Source organism: Actinoplanes sp. NPDC051537 (assembly GCF_055586105.1).
The window spans coordinates 161,371-178,559 of the sequence record NZ_JBVJIU010000004.1 but is presented as its reverse complement, the minus strand read 5'-3'; the positions used below and the strand labels follow the sequence as shown (position 1 = coordinate 178,559).

The following is a 17,189-nucleotide window of genomic DNA, read 5'->3' as shown; positions in this document are numbered from 1 at the left end:
GTCGCACCTACCGCGGGCCGACGGCCGGCAGGGCCAGCGCGAGCGCGGCATCCCCGTCCACGAGCATCAGGCCGAGCCGCCGGAACCGGTCGATCATCCGCTCGACGACGCGGACCGGCTCGCGCAGGCCGAGCCGCTCGTGCACCTTGGACGCGCGGATCGGCCGGTCGCTGCACGCCGCGTAGACGTCCGCGGCGGCGCCCTCGAACGAGTAGGTGCCCTCCGAGCCCGGCCGGCGACCGTCGTAGACCTGCAGGTAACCGGGCGCGGACCAGAAAACCAGCGTCGGCCGGGCTTGCTGCCAAGCCTCCTGCCAGGCGGTCACCACCGAGATCATTTCACCGTACGCGTCATCGGGTAACGCATCGGGCAGGCTCGACTGGAAGAAATACGCCACCCGGTCGAGGTCCACGCGCCTCGGGTACACGTACCGATAGCCCGGCTCCGGCTTGTTCCTGATCTGGGAGAGCGGGCTGAACCGTTCCAGCCAGATCCGGCCCGCGCTCTCCGGCGGTTGCAGGTGCGCCAGATGCGGGACCAGCGCGGCCTGCCCGGCGTAGTCCTCTCCGGTCTCGCCCGGGAATCCCCAGAGGACGTTCCAGCTCGTGGCGATGCCGTAGTAGCGCGCCCAGCGCAGCAGGTTAACGTTCTGCGCGGCGGTGGCGCCCTTGTTCATCAGCGCGAGCACGTGTGAGCTCAGCGACTCGATGCCGGGCTGGATCCGGTCGACGCCGGCCCGGGCCAGCAGGCCGATCTGAGCCCGGTTGAGGTTGGCCTTCACCTCGTAGAAGAGCTGGTAGCCGAAGTTGCCAGCGGCGAGCTCCGGCATGAGCGTGGTCAGGTACCGGGTGTCGAGGATGTTGTCGACCGCGGCGAACCGGAAGCTGCCGGTGCGGCGGGCCTGGGTGGCCAGCTCGGCCAGCACCCGCTCCGGCGACTTGCTGCGGAACGTCATGGTGGCGCCGTTCAGCCCGCAGAACGTGCAGTGATGCTTGGCGCCCCACCAGCATCCGCGGGCCGTCTCGAGCGGAATCGTGGTGTGCCGCCGCGCGATCGGGTCGAGCAGTCCCAGCCGCCCGGCCCGCTCGAAGTACTCGCCGTAGTCCGGCACCGGCAGGGCGTCGAGGTCGCGGATCGGCGGCGCGGGCGGCACGATCGGGGCGCCGCGCCGGATCACGCCCGGGATCGTGGCCGGGTCCTCCCCCGCCGCCAGCGCCGCCAGCAGCCGGGGAAAGGCGTCGTCGGCCTCGCCGGAGACGGCCAGGTCGATGGCGTCGACGGTGCGGACCAGCTCCGGGCCCATCTCGCCGTCGAAGTTGGCGCCGCCGAACACGGTGACGATGCCCGGATGGCGTCGCTTGAGCAGGCGGGCCAGCGCGAACGAGGCCGCGTTCTGCTCGAAGGTGCAGCTGAACCCGGCGACCTCGACCTCACCCCAGGGGTACGCGGCGAGGAGCTCCTCGAGGTACGCGGGCACCTCGACCTCGCGAATCCGGAGCAGCCGCTTGCGTACGGCGTCGGCCGCCCCGCCGAGGTCGGGCAGGTCCCCGGCCGCGTCGAGGAGCGCCGCCCCGGGATCCGGCGCGTCGTCGCCGAACGCGGCGACGGAGAACAGCCATTCGCCGAACAGCCGCCCCCGATCGCCGCCCGCGAGGCGCGCATAAGGCCCGGCGCCGACGCGAGCGGCGAAGTCGAGGTTGGCATGCAGGGTGGCGGCCGCGAAGCCGTGCTCCCGCGCGATCGCCGCGAGCAGCCCGGCCTGAATGGACGGCCGATCGGCGCCCAGGAAGGGCATCGACACGACCACCACGGGCGGTGCCATGGGGTCAGTACGACGAGTTCTTGTGCGGCGGCTCCGGGGGCTTCCCGCGATACCGGCCGATGCTCCAGTCGTTTCCGCGACCGCCGGGAAGGGTGGCGATCGCCACCGGCTTCTCCGCGGCCTCGGCCCGGTCGATGTACGTGTCCGCACCCTTCAGGAAGCACACCCGAAGAAGGTCGCGGTCCGCCTCCGACAACCGTTTTTCGACGAGGCCCGGCATCTTGGCGCTGAGGGCTTCCAGTCTTTCCTGGGTCAGATGGTTTTCCGGCTGATTTGTCACGCGAACCTCCCGAGGGCACCGCGGACGTAGCGAATCTCACGCTGCGCGGCCCATCGGAGCCGCGTCAAGGAAATGACACCAGCCCGACAGGCCGCGGCGCATCACTCGGTCGGGGTGATGGCGTGGATGGTGCGGAGCTCGCTGAGCGGCCACCGGCGGAAGTTGGACGGGTCGCCGCTCGTTGTCGCCAGCTCCTCGTACTGCTTCGCCATGGTCTCGGCCGCATCGCACGCGTCGGCGAAGGTGCTGGTGCCGATCATCGTGGTCTCCAGGTAGGACCACTCGCCGCTCCCCTGGTCGGTCTCCCACCCGACGAACGCGTGACCGGGCACGATGACGATCGCGGGATTCAGGGTCGCGGCCTCCATCAGGCTCGCCACCAGCACCGTACCGTCGATGCAGTTGGCCTCGCGGTCCTCGAGACTCTCCCGGGGCAGCCGCACCCGCTGGACGGCCGCGCCCTCGTCCGGGCTGAACGCGACCACCGAGTTGACGTAGATGATGCCGGCGTTCTTGAGCGCCTTGAAGATCGCCTCGACTTCGGCCCGGGCCTCCTTGGCGCCGAGCTCGTAGCCCACCAGTCGCGGCTCGGGCAGCTGGTCGGCCACCGTCCGCAGGAAGGCCAGGATCTTCGGCGAGTTCGGCGTGACGAAAGCCCCGAAATACTTGGAGACGTCCGTCCATTTGCCGGTCGCCGGATCCTTGACGGCGAGCGGGACGCTGGTGCGGGCGAGCAGGGGAATCGGGTAGGTGCTGTTCAGCTCGGTCGGCCCGTCGAGGTTCTCGATCAGCACGTTGACCTCGGCCATCGTGAGCTCGTCGAGATCGCGGATCCGGTCGTGGAAGAGGGTGGGCAGCTGGTTGACGGCGATCTCCTGCTTCGACGGCACCTCGCGGGTGTCGATCGCCTTGGCCGAGTAGCCCTCCAGGAACGAGCTGATCCGCAATCGTCGCGTCGTGCCACTGGTGTTGCGGACCGTGCAGGTCACCAGCGGGTTCTCGTCCTGCCGATAGAGGTGGTAGATCGAGGTCGGCACCTGCGCCATGCGCACGACTGCCCGGGCCTCCAGTCCTGTCTCCGGCGCCGCGCGGGCCCGCGCCCGGGCCCGGGCGCGCGGCGCGACGGTGTCCGCGGTGTCGAGGATCTGCCCGCCCACGGGCTTCTCGTCCAGCGACGACACGTCGGCGTCGGTCGACGCGGCCTTCTCCCGCGCGCTGACCTCGGCCTCCGCCTCCGCCAGCTGGTTGAGCACGGCCCGGTTGGACGCCGGGTTGACCTGCTCGAACACCTGCCTCCGCAAAGCGGCGATGCGAAGACGCAGATCGTATTCGCTGAGTTGCTTGAGTTCGGCCATGCCGCGAGCCTCCGGCGACCGGACCCGGCCCGCAGCCGTTGATCCGGCAGCTGTCCGGTCCACGACAGCGCCGTCGGGTGAGCTCAGTCGAGCGTGACCACGACCTTGCCACGGGCCCGGCCGCTTCCCACCGTCTCGTGGGCCTCGGCGACGGAGTCCCAGTCGTACCTCTCCGGGTGCAGCAGCGGCGTCAGCGCACCCTGCTCCGCCAGCAGCTTCGCCTCGGTCAGCACGGCGCCGTGGTGGGCGCGGTTCCGGCCGGTCAGCAGCGGGAGCAGGGTGAAGACGCCGGAGTAGGTGGCGCCGCGGAAGGAGAGCGGGGCCAGGCTGTGGCTGCCCCAGCCGAGGATGCTCACCACGTGGCCGGTGTACTCGCGGACCGACGCGAACGCCTCGTCGAGGACCTTGCCGCCGACGGTGTCGAAGATGACGTCGAAGCCCTCGGGCACGACCGACAGCGGGCTTCCCTCCGCATAGTCGATCGGGGTCGCCCCGAGACCCGCGATGACGGGGAGGCTCGCGGCGCTGCCGGTGGCGAAGACGGCCGCACCGCGCGATCGGGCGAGCTGGACGGCGATGTGGCCGACGCCGCCCGCGCCGCCGTGCACGAGCACCTGCTGGCCGGGGCGGACGGCGGCCCGGTCGACCAGGCCCTCCCAGGCGGTGATCAGCGACAGCGGCAGGGCGGCGGCCTCGGCCATCGACAGGTTCGCCGGCTTCGGCGCGAGCAGGCGGGCGTCGACCGCGGCGTACTCGGCCAGCGACCCCTGGAGGTCGCCGACGCCGCCGGTCATGCCGTAGACCTCGTCGCCGGCGGCGAAGCGGGTCACCTCCGGCCCGACCGACGAGACCACGCCGGCCAGGTCGATGCCGAGAACGGCCGGCGGGGTGACCTGGGCGTGCGCGGCCGCCCCGGCGACGATCTTCAGGTCGAGCGGGTTGACGCCGCTCGCGGCGATCCGCACCAGCACCTGGCCGGGACCGGGCGCGGGGCGGGGCAGGTCGCGCAGCCGGAGGCGGCCGCCAGTCTCCTCGAGAACGAGCGCCCTCATCGCAACAGGCCGATGCCGAGGGTGATGGTTCCGATGGCGAGCGCGGCCGCGCCCGCGTACACGAGGCCGATGATTTTGTTCGGCTTCTCGGCCCGCGGCGAGGCCACCGAGAGGAAGAAGCCCAGCGGCATGAGGATCGGTCCGGCCGCGAAACAGACGCGGACGACGGTGCTCCACCCGCCGGACAGGTTCGCCTGGTCGACCCAGAGGAGCGCGACCAGCGCGAAGATCAGCCAGACGCCGGCGTGCGCGTGGCCGGCCCGGAACATCATCCGGCGCACCGGGTTGTCGAGGTAGCCGGGCTCCTTGCGGCCGATGGCCCGGAGCAGCGAATAGCCGCCATACTCGATGGTCGGCACGACGATGAACATGATCGCGGCCGTGTGCTGGGAGGCGTTGGTCATCTTGACCCCTCGTTGATGACGGGCTTGGGCAGGAACTTTCCGTGCGCGATCGCCCGCACCGACCGTTCGGCCAGCAGGGCGAGACCGAGCGTGACGACGGCGAGCAGGACCCAGACCCAGGCGTCACGGCCGGGCAGGTCACGGATGGCCACCCAGCGCATGGCGAGGGCGAACACCGCGGCGTACGAGAAGGAGAAGGCCATCTCGATCGCCATCGTCGGGCGTAGCGGCACCGGCAGCGCGGGCTGGGTGAACAGCCGCAGCAGGATGATCGAGCCGAGGACCAGCCAGCAGATCGCGCCCCAGCCGAACATCAGGGTCGCCGCCTCGTGCCAGCCGAGCGCCGAGCATCCGATCGAGGCGATGAACCCGCCGGCCAGCGCCCAGAGCACGTTCGCCGGCCAGTGCGGCGCCACGCCCTCGGCCGAATGATCTATTCCGCCGTCGAAACATAGGTCACCTGTCAGTGGTCATATACCGGAACGTGGACGTCCGTTAGCGTTCAGATCTCGTACGCACTGTGCATTGAGTCTGTTCGTCATCCCTCTGGAGGTTGGGGTTCGTGTCCCCTACTCTCGTTCGGCGCACCGCCATCGGCGCGTTGTCGCTGTCCACTGTTGCCGCGGCCGGCTGGCTGATCGCCACGCCCGCGGCCGCCAATCCGGCCGGAACGGGCCTCGTCATCAGCGAGGCCTACGTCAACGGCGGCTCGGCCGGCGCCAGCTATCAGAACAAGTTCATCGAGTTCTACAACCCGACCGGGAGCGCCATCTCGCTCGCCGGCGAAACGTTGCAGTACCGGGCGCCGGCCAGCACGGTCGTGCCCAGCGGGTCGCAGGTGTTCGCCCTGTCGGGGAGCGTCGCCGCCCACTCGCACTTCCTCGTCCAGCTGCCCAGCAACGGCGCCAACGGGGCCGCGCTGCCGGCCGCCGACCTGACCACGGGGACCAGCGTCAACCCCGGCGCGGGCGGGGGCACGCTGTACGTCGCGGCCAGCGCCGCCGGGGTGCTGCCGACCGACGCGACGGTCATCGACAAGATCGGCTGGGGCACGTCGAACTCGCCCGAGGGGACCGCTCCCAGCGGAAACTCGGTCGTTCTCAGCTACCAGCGGGCCGCGTCCGGCGCGGACAGTGACAATAACGTTTCCGACTTTTCCGTTTTGGCGCCCACGCCGGAGAATTCCGGCGCGACCGGTGGGGGCGGCGAGGAGCCGCCCGCGGAGGACGCGACGATCGCGCAAATCCAGGGCACGACTGATACTTCGCCCTACGTGGACAAATCGGTCACGACCACGGGCGTGGTCACCGCGGCCTACCCGACCGGCGGGTTCAACGGCTTCTTCCTCCAGACCCCGGGCCCCGACACCACGCCGGGCGCCTCGGACGGCGTCTTCGTCTTCGGCTCGATCTCGGCCGCGCAGGTCGCCGTGGGCGACAGCGTCCAGGTCACCGGCAAAGTGGCCGAGTTCCAGGGCGAAACCGAGATCACCAGCCCCACGGTGACCGGCCTGGCCACCCCGCTGCCGGCCGCCGCGCCGCGCGAGCTGCCCTGGACCGACCTGGACACCGACGCCGAGAAGGAGGCCCACGAGGGCGAGCTCGTCGTCCCCCAGGGCACCTTCACCGTCTCCGACAACTACGACGCCAACCTCTACGGGTCGTTCACGCTGGCCGCCGGCGACACCCCGCTGCGCCAGCCGACCGACGCCGGTCGCGCCGGCAGCCCCGAGGCGCAGGCCGTCGCCGCCGACAACGCGGCCCGCATGGTCACCCTGGACGACGGGTCGAGCCTCAACTACTCGAGCGCCGCCAACTCGGCCAAGCCGCTGCCCTGGCTCACCCCTGCCAACCCGGCCAGTGTCGGCGCGAAGGTGACCTTCCACCAGCCGGTGGTGCTCGAGTACCGATTCTCGCTGTGGAACTTCCAGCCGCGGCAGCAGGTCACCGACGACGGCTCGGCGGTTGCCTCGTTCAGCGACACCCGCGCCGGCAACCAGCAGCCGCGCTCGTTCGGCGGTCCCGCGCTCGCGACGTTCAACGTGGAGAACTACTTCCCGATGACCGGCGCGAAGTACGAGGCGACCGGCCTGGGCACCTGCACGTACTACACCGACCGCGAGGGCAACCGCATCACGGTGCGGACCTGCACCGGCAGCGGCCCGCGCGGCGCCGCCGACGACGTCAGCTTCGCCCGCCAGCAGTCGAAGATCGTCACCGGCATCAACCGGCTCGGCGCCTCGGTCGTCTCGCTCGAGGAGGTCGAGAACTCGGCCTGGTTCAACGAGCCGCGGGACACGGCGCTGGCCGGCTTGGTCGACGCGCTCAACGCCGCGGCCGGTTCGGCCGTCTGGGCGTACGTGCCCTCGCCGCCCGCCGACAAGCTGCCGCCGCTGGCCGACCAGGACGTGATCCGCACCGCGTTCATCTACAAGCCGGCCGATCTCGCGCTGGTCGGCTCGTCCCAGGTGCTCACCACGGCCTCCGGCCCCGGCCAGTCCTTCTCGATCGCCCGCGAGCCGCTGGCCCAGGGCTTCAAGAAGATCGGCGCCACCGACGCGGACGCGTTCGTGGTCGTGGCCAACCACTGGAAGTCGAAGGGCTCGGGCACACCGCTCTACCCCGGTGACGAGGAGGACACGTCCTCGCCGGCCAACGACCAGGGCGCGTTCAACGCCACCCGGGTGCACGAGGCGCAGGACGCGAGCGCGTTCGCCTCATCGGTGGCGGCGTCGCTGAACACGAACCGGATCTTCATGGTGGGCGACTTCAACTCGTACACCCACGAGGACCCGATGGAGGTCCTGTACGCCGACGGCTACGCGGATCTGGGCTCGCTCTACGACCCGGCCGAGCAGACGTACTCGTTCAACAGCCTCGAGGGCTCGCTCGACCACGTGCTGGCCAACGCGGGCGCCAAGGCGATGGTGACCGGCGCCGACGTCTGGCAGATCAATGCCCAAGAGGCGATCGCGTACGCGTACAGCCGCTACAACTACAACGCGACCTTGCTGTTCAACGGCAGCGACCCGTTCGCCGCCTCCGACCACGACCCGGTGATCGCCGGCCTGACCCTCCCGTCGCCCGCCGACTGGTCGGCCAAGAAGATCTACAACTACGGCGACCTGGTCTACTACAACGGCTCCACGTGGCGTGCCCTGTGGTGGACCCTGAACCAGAAGCCGGGCGACGCGTACGGCGCGTGGGAGCAGATCCTCACCACCCAGGACGGCACCGCCCTCTGGACCCCGTCCCGGATCTTCAACCTCGGCGACGTGGCCTCCTACCAGGGCAAGAAGTACAAGGCCCAGTGGTGGACCCGCAACCAGAAGCCGGGCGACCCGTGGGGTCCCTGGAAGCTGATCGGCTAGTCACGCCGGCACGTCGATGAAAGGGCCGTCCCGGTTTCGCCGGGGCGGCCCCTTTCGCTTCGGCGTGCTCCGGCCGGTGCGGCGGGACCGAGCGGCCCGGGCCAGGGATCGGAGCGATGTCGCCGGGTCGACCAGGAATTTCACCACCGCATCGTCGAGCACCGGCGATCCTGGCCGCCCTCCGCGCGCATCGACCCGACCGATCGGCGGGCAATTGCCGGGCTGTCGCGTGGCTTGGGACGTAAACGCTGACACCATCAATGCAAGGGGAGACATCGTGAATACCGCCGATCGCCACCCGTTGGCGCCCACGCCGCCGATGGGCTGGAACAGCTGGGACTGCTACGGCACCACCGTCACCGAGGCCGAGGTCCTGGCCAACGCCGAATTCTTGGCATCGAACCTTCTGCCCTACGGCTGGGACACGGTCGTCGTGGACATCCAGTGGTACGAGCCGACCGCTCGCGCCGGCGGCTACAACGACGACGCCCCGCTGGAGCTGGATGACTTCGGCCGGCCGCGCCCGGTCGTCTCCCGATTCCCGTCCGCCGCGGGTGAGCGCGGGTTCGGCCCCTTGGCCGATCGGATCCATGCGCTCGGACTGCGGTTCGGCGTACACATCATGCGTGGCATTCCGCGGTTGGCGGTCCGCCGCGATCTGCCCGTCGCCGGCACCACGTTCACCGCCCGCGAGGTAGCCGACGAGGGGTCGAGCTGCGACTGGAACACGGACAACTACGGGCTCGACCACCGGCATCCCGGCGCGCAGGCCTACTACGACTCGCTGCTCGCCCAGTTCGCCGCGTGGGGTGTCGACTTCGTCAAGGTCGACGACATGCTGGGGCCGTACCACGCGGCCGAGATCGCCGCGTTCTCCCGGGCCGTGCGCTCCTGTGGGCGCGACATCGTGTTGAGCCTTTCGCCCGGGCGGTCATTGTCTCTGGAGCACGACGTGCACCTGCGCGCCCACGCCGAGATGTGGCGGATCTCGGATGACCTCTGGGACCGGTGGGAGGATGTCTACGACCAGTTCGACCGCACCGCGCGATGGGCGTCGCTGGCCGGCCCGGGCTGCTGGCCGGACGCCGACATGCTCCCCCTGGGCCGCATCGGCATCCGGGCCGAACGCGGGATCGACCGCGACTCGCTGCTCAGCTGGGACGAGCAGCGCACCCTCATGACGCTGTGGTGCATCGCCCGATCCCCCCTGATGTTCGGCGGGGACCTGCCCACCAGTGACCCCCGCACCCTGGAGTTGCTCACCAACGCCGGAGTGCTGCGAGTGCTGAAGGAAAGCAGTGGCAACCGGCAGGTGCTGCGGGAGGGCCATCTCGTGGTCTGGACCGCCGACGGTCCCGGCGGAGCTCGCTACGTCGCGGCGTTCGCCACCGGCGACGAGGCGCTCGACGTCCGGCTCCCGGCCGACTCGATCGGATGTGCGCCGGAGCTGCAGGTGGTCGAACTCTGGACCGGGCGCGACCACGGCCGTCTCGACGCCGCCCTGAGCGTACGGCTGCCGGCGCACGGCAGTGCCCTGTTCCGGCTAGCTCCGGCGACGGCCTGATCGCCGCTCGCCCCGCGGGGGCCGCCGAGGAAGTTCGGCGGCCACCCGCACCGACGTCAGGGCCCCGCGCCGGCCCATTCGGGTCCGTCCGGGAACCGGTAGGCGGCGAGGGACTCCGCGACGATCTGGGCGCTCATGCCCGGAGCGGTCGGGGCCACATACCGCCCGCTGCTAATCCGGGCCGGATCGACGAAGTGCTCGTGCAGGTGGTCGACGTACTCGATCGCCCGATCGTCGGTCGTCCCGCTGACGGCCACGAAGTCGAACATCGCCAGGTGCTGGACGAGCTCGCACAGGCCGACACCGCCGGCGTGCGGGCAGACCGGAACCCCGAACTTCGCCGCCAGCAACAAGATCGCGAGGTTCTCGTTGACACCGCCGACCCGGCACGCGTCGATCTGGACCACGTCCACCGCACCCGCCTGCAGGAACTGCTTGAACATGACCGCGTTGTGCGTATGTTCCCCGGTGGCCACTTTGATCGGCGCCACCGTCCGGCGGACCGCGGCGTGACCCAGCACGTCGTCCGGGGACGTCGGCTCCTCGATCCAGTACGGCTCGAACTCGCGGAGCTCGCGCATCCAGCTGATCGCGTCGGGCACGCCCCAGATCTGGTTGGCATCCACGGCGATACGCGTCTTGGGCCCGACCGACCGCCGCGCGATGCCCATCCGGCGCACGTCATCGGCGAGGTTGCCGCCCACCTTGAGTTTGATCAGCTGGTAGCCGTCCGCCACGGCCTCGCGGCACAGCCGGGCGAGCTTGTCGTCGTCGTAGCCGAGCCAGCCGGGTGTCGTCGTGTACGCCGGATATCCCTGCTCCAGCAACAACTTCTCACGCCCGCCGCGCCCGGCGCACGCGGCCCGCAGGAGTTCGAGCGCCTCCCGTTCGCTGAGCGCGTCGCGCAGGTACCGGAAATCCACCTGAGCCACGATCTGCTCCGGCGAGAGATCGGCCAGCAGCTTCCACAGCGGTTTGCCCGCGCGCCGGGCCGCAAGGTCCCAGACCGCATTCACCAGACCGCCCGCCGCCATGTGCACGACGCCCTTCTCCGGCCCCAGCCACCGGATCTGGCTGTCTCCGACCAGCCGGCGGGCGAGGGCGCCCGGATCGGCGACCAGCTCGCCGACCGGCTGCCCGAGCACCATGCCGGCCAGGGATCGCACCGCGGCCACCTCGATCTCGGTGCCGCGGCCGACGGTGAAGATCAGACCATGCCCTTCCGCGCCCTCGCTGGTGCGCAGCACGACGTAGGCGGCCGAGTAGTCCGGGAAGGGGTTCATCGCGTCCGAACCGTCGCGGTGGCGCGACGTGGGGAATCGCACGTCAAAGGTGTCCACGGACGAGATGAGCTCGGTCACCGGTGCTCCTGAACGTTTCGGGTCGACGCCACGCAACGACATGCGGAGGTGGCATGAAGGCGATGGGGGGAGCGACCTCGCACACCGCGAACATCTGATGTATTTGTACAGCGAGCACGGTCGCGAGTCCAGTGCCGTTCTACGTGGCCTAGTTGACAAGCACTTTCCGGATTCCGGCCCGGCCTACTCGGCCCGGAATCCGGAGATACATCGGATGAATGCGTAATGTTGGGCCGCCGCCGCGGACAGGCCTGGTCGCCGGCGGCACTCGTGCCGGCAGATAAGATGTCTCGCACCGACGACGGTGGACGTGACCGACGGTGAGGAGGAGCGCGACGTGGCCCTGACCGACGAGGCCATCACCTGGCTGCGCGCCTCGATCCAAGAGGGCAAGTTGCCGCCCGGATCACGCCTGCCCACCGAGGCACAGCTGTCCGTGGAGATGGGGATCTCGCGCAGCGGCGTACGGGAAGCGGTCAAGGTCCTCGAGGCCGCCCGCGTGCTGGTCGTTCGCCGGGGCGACGGCACCTACGTCACCAGCCTCGCGCCCCAGCTGCTGCTCGAGGGCGTCGGGCTGGCCGTCGAACTGCTCCGCGACGACACGTTGCTGGAGGTCATGGAGGTGCGCCGGATGCTCGAGCCGGTCGCCACCGGCGTCGCCGCGCTGCGCATGACCGAGGCGGACCTCGACAAGCTGGGCCGCATCCTGGAGGACATGCGCGACGCCCAGGACGACGCCGAGCGCCTCATCGGCTACGACGCCGCCTTCCATCGCACGGTCACCGCCGCCACCGGCAACGAGACGCTCGCCTCGCTGCTCGACGGTCTCTCCGGCCGGACGATGCGTGCCCGGGTCTGGCGCGGCCTCATCGAGGGCAACGCGGCCCACGACACGCTGGACGAGCACGAGGCCATCTACCGCGCGCTGCAGGCACGGGATCCGCTGCTGGCCCAGGCAAGCGCGCTGATGCACGTCAACACGTCCGAGTCCTGGCTACGCACCGTGCTCGCGTCGGCTTAGCCCGTCGTTCCCGTCCGAGTCGAGCCCGTCCTCATCAACCAGCCGCGGCTTCACGCTGGGCGCACAATCTGTCAAATCGCGTCATCCTCGTTTCAGCCCTGGCGCGTTCCGGTCAGTCATCAGATGTATACGCGTGCGATAAGCGGCTTTTGCAGCTCTTCGTGATGGCAAAAAGCCTTACCGCCTTGACCTGGTGTTCCCACAGCGGTATCAAACATCTCATCAATTCTGCGCAACTTCGGTCACCGGCGGCCCGCCGCGACCAAGGAGGAGCCGATGGCGCTGCACACCACCGAAGCGGATCTCATCGCCGACAGCCCACCGCACCGGCGACCGGCCGGCGGCCCCCGGTTCGCGCTGCGGCTGATTCGCACCGGCCCGTTGCTGATGCTCGTCGCGGTGGTCGCCGGAGCATCGGCCCTCTCCCCCGTCTTCCTCACGACACGCAACCTCGGCAACGTGCTGGCGCAGAGCGCCGTCATCGCGGTTCTGGCGATCGCCCAGCTGCTCGTGATCATCACCCGCGGCATCGACCTGTCGGTCGGTTCGGTGGTCGCCCTCGCCGCGGTCGTGGGCGCCCTGGTCTTCGAGGCGACGCCGTCGGCCGCCCTGGTCGTGCTCGCCATGCTCGGCACCGGGCTGATCGTCGGGACGGTGAACGGGGTGGCCCTGGTCTGGGGCCGGATGCCGCACCCCTTCATCGTCACGCTCGCCACGCTGAGCATTGCCCACGGCCTCGCCCTGTGGCTTTCCGGCGGCCAGCCGCACCGCGGCATGCCCGGCATCATTCAGCGTGTCGGGGGCGAGTCGATCGGCTGGTTGCCGTACTCGACGCTGCTCGTGGCCGCCCTGGCGCTGGTCGCCGTGCTGCTGACGACCCGCCTGGTGTGGGGCCGCTGGATCTACGCGGTCGGCGGCAATCCCGACGCCGCCCGCCGGACCGCGATCCCGGTCAAGGCCGTGCTCGTCTCGGTGTACGTCATGAGCGGGCTCGCCGCCGGCCTTGCCGCCGTCATCGTGGCCGGTCGTCTGAACGCGGGATCCCCCACGTTCGGCGAGCTCGCCGAGCTCGACTCGATCGCCGCGGTGGTCATCGGGGGCGCCAGCTTCCTGGGTGGCCGGGGCACGGTCGCCAACGCGCTGGTCGGCGCGCTGATGATCGGCGTGATCCGCAACGCGATGAACCTCCTCAACGTCGACGCCTTCATCCAGCCCATCGTCATCGGTGTGGTGATCCTGCTGGCCGTGGAACTCGACGTGATCCGTGGATCGCTGGAACGGCGGTTCCAGGTCATGCAGGCGGTGCGCCAATGAGCACGCCGGCGCTGACGATCACCGGCGCCGTCAAACGCTTCGGCGCCGTGGTCGCCCTCGACGGTGTCGATCTGTCGGTCGCGCACGGCGAGGTGCTCGCCCTGCTCGGCGACAACGGCGCCGGCAAGTCGACGCTCATCAAATGCATCAGCGGCGTGCACCGGCTCGACGGCGGGACCGTCGCGATCGACGGATCGATCGTCGAACTCCATTCGCCGGCCGCGGCCCGCGATGCGGGTATCGAAACCGTGTACCAGGACCTGGCGCTGTTCGACAATCTCGATCCGGCCGCCAACTTCTACGCCGGCCGGGAAGAAGCCGGGCCCCGCTGGCTGCCCCGCGGCTTGCGCTTCGTCCACCGCCGTTCCATGGCCGCCGCCACGGCCGACGTCCTGGGGCGCCTGCAGGTCGGCCTGCCGGACCAGCGCGCGAGTGTCGGGCTGATGTCGGGCGGGCAGCGGCAGGCCATCGCCGTCGCGCGGGCCGCCGCCTTCGCCGCCGGCATCGTCATCCTCGACGAACCGACCGCGGCCCTCGGACTGCGTGAGTCCCGCCGGGTGCTCGACCTCATCCTGCGGCTACGCGACGAAGGCCGGGCGGTCATCGTCGTGTCGCACGCCATGGACCACGTGATGGAGATTGCCGACCGGGCCGCCGTGCTGCGCCGGGGCCGCAAGGTCGGCGAGGCGGTACCGACGCCGGAGAACCAGCAGCAGATCGTCGCGATGATCGTCGGCGGCGCCTAGACCGGAGCCGCACCAACCGAAGGGACGAACACTCCATGCACCGACTGTCCAAACTCGCCGTCATCGCGGTCGCGGTCGCCGTCCCGCTCGCCGGGTGCGGTGGATCCAAGGGGGACGACGCCGCCGGCGCCACCACGATCAAGGTCGGCCTGATCACCAAGTTTCCGGTCGACTTCTACGACACGATGGTCGACGCGGTGAAGCAGTACGACGCCGCGCACCCGGACGTCGAGGTCCTGTACGGGCAGGGCAAGAGCGGCACCGACGACGAGGGCGAGATCGGCATCATCGAGAACATGATCACGCAGGGGGTCAAGGCGATAGCGATCACCCCGACCAGCCCGAACGTGCAGGGGGCGCTGGACAAGGCGGTCGACGCCGGGATCAAGGTGGTGCTCATCGACAACGACATCCCGGGCTGGAAGGGCAAGTCGTCGGTGGTGGCGACCGACAACCTGGCCGGCGGCGAGCTGGCCGGCAAATGGCTGGCCAAGCAGGTGCCGGCCGGCTCCACCGTGGCGATCCTGCAGGGCCGGCTCGGCAACCCCTCGCTCGACGACCGGGTCAAAGGATTCAAGAACGGCCTGGCCGGTACGGCGAGGGTGGTCGCCGAGCCGGCCACCGACTGCGACGAGACCAAGGGCCTCGACGCGGCACAGGACGTCCTGACCGCCAACCCGGGCGTGAGCGCGCTCTACGGTGCGTGCGGTCCCCCGATCACCGGTGCGTTGCAGGCCGTCAAGGCCGCGGGCAAGAAGCCGGTCGTGGTGGGGTTCGACGCGTCGCCGGACGAGATCAAGGCCATCGCGGCCGGCGACCAGGCCGCATCGGTCGCGCAGTTCCCGGCCAAGATGGGCTCCCTCGGCATCGAGACCGCCGTCGCCGCCGCTCGCGGCGAGACCGTGCCGCCCTCCGTGGACACCGGCACCGAGATGGTGACCAAGGAGAACGTGGCGAAGTTCGAGTAGGTCGCGGGCCGGCCGACGAGCACTTCCCCGGGCCGCCGGCCGGGGAAGTGCTCAGGCGCCGAGGCTGACCCGCGTTCCGCTGTCGTACGAGCGGATGATGCTCTCGGCCACGACGAGCGCCCGTCGTCCGGCGGAGATCGGCACCGGAGGTGGACCGGAGCGTCGCAGGGCGTCGAGCACGGCGTCGACGTGCCGGTCGAACGTCGCGTGGAACCCGCGATCGAGGTCGTTGAAGTACCCAGCCTGCCAGACCTGCGCGGTCTCCTCGCCGGCGCGTTGGAAGGTGTAGCGACGCACCGTGTCCTGCACCAGGATCCGGCCGGCGGTGCCGTTGATCTCGAGCCGGTGCGTGTCCTCGTACGCGTACGAGGATTCGTAGCTGCCGACGAGACTGCCCACCGCGCCGCCCGCGAAGCGCATCGCGACGACGAGAGTGGCGTGGCCGGCGCCGGTGTCCGCGCTCGCCTCGGCCATCACCGATGTGATCGGCCCGCACAGGTGCTCGAGCATGTCCACGCCGTGGCACTGGGTCTCGATGAGGTTGCGGTGCGGATGCGCGCCGGCACCCGCCTCGCCGCCGAACCGCCAGGTGGCGAACGTGATGCGGCCCAGGTCGCCGCGGGCCATCGCCGCGGCCGCCATCTGGGCCGGGCGGGCGAAACGGTGGTTGAAGTTGATCGCGGCGAAGCCGCCCGTGGCGGCGGCCTCCCGCACCAGCGTCTCCGCCTCCGCCACCGAGAACACGAGTGGCTTCTCGAGCAGCAGCGGCACGCCGGCCCGGATCAGCCGCAATGACGGCGCGAAGTGCGCCTCGTTCGGCAGGCAGACCGACACCAGATCGGGCCGCTCACGCTCGAGCATCGCGTCGAGATCCGTGTACGGAGTTGCGCCGTACGCGGTCGCTCGGGCGGTGGTTCGCGTCAGGTCTCGGCCGACCACCGCGGTGAGCACGGTGTCCGGCCGTCCGGCGAACAGTTCCGCGTGCTGCCGGCCCCACCACTCGCCGGTGCCCACGACGGCCACCCGGATCGGCGGCCCCGGCACCGGCGCGACAGGGTGTGGCAGGCCCGGTGCGTAGGCTGCGGCCCGGTTCATCGGTGCTCTCCGCGATCGCCGGTGCCGGTTCGACCGATCAAGATCTCGGCGCCCCCGCTCCGCAGTTCGGCCAGCACATCGCCGTCGCCGGCCGGATCGGTGACCAGCACGTCGATCCGCTCCGCCGGCACGGTCTGGCACATGGTGTCGCGTCCCAGCTTGGTGTGATCGGCGAGCACCACGACCCGTTGCCCAGCGGCCGCGAGGGCCTGATCGGTGGCGGCGGCGAAGACGTTCGGTGTGGTGAGGCCGCGCTGCGGGGTGACTCCCTCGCCGGACAGGAACACCAAGGCGCCTCGCAGACCTTGCAGGTTCAGCTCGGCCATCGGGCCGACCACGGCGCCGATCGACCGGCGGAGCGCCCCGCCGATGAGGACGACATCGATCTGTGGCGCGCCGACGAGAGCCTGGGTGGCGGCAATGGAGTTGGTGACGACGGTGAGCTCCGCGATGGACGTCAGGTTGCGTGCCAGCGCGGTCGTGGTGCGGCCCGGGCCGAGGAGGATCGCGGTGCCGGGCTCGACCAGGGCAGCGGCCCGAGCCGCGATCGCCTCGCGTTCGATGCGGACGGCATCGGCCGCCTGGTCGGCGGGTGACACCGGGTTGAAGGGCACGCGCTCGTCCGCCGAGGCTCGTGCGGAACGACGAGGCGGTTCGGATGTCCGGCCCACCCCACCACGAGTCACCGCGACGAGGCCTTCCGGGACAAGCGTGCGCAGGTCCCGCCGCACTGTCGATTCCGAGATCTCCAACGCGTCGGCGAGTTCGCGGAACGAGAGATATCCACGCCGTTGCACCTCTTCCACCAGCCGATTCCGGCGCTCGGCGATCAGCACG

General features: G+C 70.4%; 15 protein-coding genes. 6 read left to right on the top strand and 9 right to left on the bottom strand.

Translation table 11 applies throughout. The annotated features are described in order from the left end of the window. Window positions 1-7 precede the first annotated feature (7 nt). The 6 genes from ACZ6TB_RS10525 to ACZ6TB_RS10500 all read right to left on the bottom strand — a co-directional run bounded on the left by ACZ6TB_RS10525 (window position 8) and on the right by ACZ6TB_RS10500 (window position 5,329). Window positions 8-1,822: a RiPP maturation radical SAM C-methyltransferase gene (locus tag ACZ6TB_RS10525; protein WP_465552871.1), complete on the bottom strand. Its 1,815-nt coding sequence runs from the start codon at window positions 1,820-1,822 to the stop codon at window positions 8-10. Window positions 1,823-1,826: 4 nt separating this feature from the next. Next, the gene (locus tag ACZ6TB_RS10520) at window positions 1,827-2,102 is read right to left on the bottom strand and encodes a hypothetical protein (protein WP_465552869.1); all 276 of its coding nucleotides are present in this window, start codon (window positions 2,100-2,102) and stop codon (window positions 1,827-1,829) included. A gap of 101 nt (window positions 2,103-2,203) precedes the next feature. Beyond that, window positions 2,204-3,457 (bottom strand): hypothetical protein, encoded by a 1,254-nt coding sequence (locus tag ACZ6TB_RS10515; protein WP_465552868.1) that lies wholly within the window; start codon window positions 3,455-3,457, stop codon window positions 2,204-2,206. Between the two features lie 83 nt (window positions 3,458-3,540). Further along, complete coding sequence (locus ACZ6TB_RS10510) at window positions 3,541-4,509, bottom strand: zinc-dependent alcohol dehydrogenase family protein (RefSeq protein ID WP_465552866.1); 969 nt, start codon at window positions 4,507-4,509, stop codon at window positions 3,541-3,543. Then, window positions 4,506-4,913, bottom strand: a complete 408-nt coding sequence (locus tag ACZ6TB_RS10505; RefSeq protein ID WP_465552864.1) for a hypothetical protein — start codon at window positions 4,911-4,913, stop codon at window positions 4,506-4,508. The genes ACZ6TB_RS10510 and ACZ6TB_RS10505 overlap by 4 nt, the downstream gene beginning before the upstream one ends. After that, entirely contained in the window at window positions 4,910-5,329 is a 420-nt protein-coding gene (locus ACZ6TB_RS10500) for an SLAC1 family transporter (RefSeq protein WP_465552862.1), read from the bottom strand. The genes ACZ6TB_RS10505 and ACZ6TB_RS10500 overlap by 4 nt, the downstream gene beginning before the upstream one ends. Before the next feature lie 146 nt (window positions 5,330-5,475). Here ACZ6TB_RS10500 and ACZ6TB_RS10495 point away from each other — a divergent pair, with 146 nt between their 5' ends. Further along, window positions 5,476-8,283, top strand: coding sequence for an ExeM/NucH family extracellular endonuclease (locus tag ACZ6TB_RS10495; RefSeq protein ID WP_465552860.1), 2,808 nt, complete (start codon window positions 5,476-5,478; stop codon window positions 8,281-8,283). Window positions 8,284-8,560: 277 nt separating this feature from the next. Further along, window positions 8,561-9,847: a glycoside hydrolase family 27 protein gene (locus tag ACZ6TB_RS10490; RefSeq protein ID WP_465552858.1), complete on the top strand. Its 1,287-nt coding sequence runs from the start codon at window positions 8,561-8,563 to the stop codon at window positions 9,845-9,847. Window positions 9,848-9,903: 56 nt separating this feature from the next. On the opposite strand, the gene ACZ6TB_RS10485 is transcribed toward ACZ6TB_RS10490, so the two are convergent. Next, complete coding sequence (locus ACZ6TB_RS10485; protein ID WP_465552856.1) at window positions 9,904-11,208, bottom strand: enolase C-terminal domain-like protein; 1,305 nt, start codon at window positions 11,206-11,208, stop codon at window positions 9,904-9,906. A 310-nt stretch (window positions 11,209-11,518) separates the two neighbouring features. Here ACZ6TB_RS10485 and ACZ6TB_RS10480 point away from each other — a divergent pair, with 310 nt between their 5' ends. The 4 genes from ACZ6TB_RS10480 (at window position 11,519) to ACZ6TB_RS10465 (ending at window position 15,257) form a co-directional block, all read left to right on the top strand. Continuing rightward, window positions 11,519-12,229: a FadR/GntR family transcriptional regulator gene (locus tag ACZ6TB_RS10480; RefSeq protein WP_465552854.1), complete on the top strand. Its 711-nt coding sequence runs from the start codon at window positions 11,519-11,521 to the stop codon at window positions 12,227-12,229. Between the two features lie 276 nt (window positions 12,230-12,505). Next, entirely contained in the window at window positions 12,506-13,543 is a 1,038-nt protein-coding gene (locus ACZ6TB_RS10475) for an ABC transporter permease (RefSeq protein ID WP_465552852.1), read from the top strand. Between the two features lie 47 nt (window positions 13,544-13,590). Then, on the top strand, window positions 13,591-14,289 hold the full coding sequence (locus tag ACZ6TB_RS10470; protein ID WP_465552850.1) for an ATP-binding cassette domain-containing protein: 699 nt from the start codon (window positions 13,591-13,593) through the stop codon (window positions 14,287-14,289). 35 nt (window positions 14,290-14,324) lie between these two features. Continuing rightward, the gene (locus ACZ6TB_RS10465; RefSeq protein WP_465552848.1) at window positions 14,325-15,257 is read left to right on the top strand and encodes a sugar ABC transporter substrate-binding protein; all 933 of its coding nucleotides are present in this window, start codon (window positions 14,325-14,327) and stop codon (window positions 15,255-15,257) included. 51 nt (window positions 15,258-15,308) lie between these two features. Here the strand turns inward: ACZ6TB_RS10465 and ACZ6TB_RS10460 are convergent, their stop codons facing one another. Both ACZ6TB_RS10460 and ACZ6TB_RS10455 read right to left on the bottom strand, forming a co-directional pair. Continuing rightward, window positions 15,309-16,352: a Gfo/Idh/MocA family protein gene (locus ACZ6TB_RS10460; protein ID WP_465552846.1), complete on the bottom strand. Its 1,044-nt coding sequence runs from the start codon at window positions 16,350-16,352 to the stop codon at window positions 15,309-15,311. Continuing rightward, a complete protein-coding gene (locus tag ACZ6TB_RS10455; RefSeq protein ID WP_465552844.1) occupies window positions 16,349-17,188 on the bottom strand; it encodes a DeoR/GlpR family DNA-binding transcription regulator in 840 nt (279 codons plus the stop codon). Before ACZ6TB_RS10455 ends, ACZ6TB_RS10460 begins: the two co-directional genes overlap by 4 nt. Window position 17,189 lies beyond the last annotated feature (1 nt).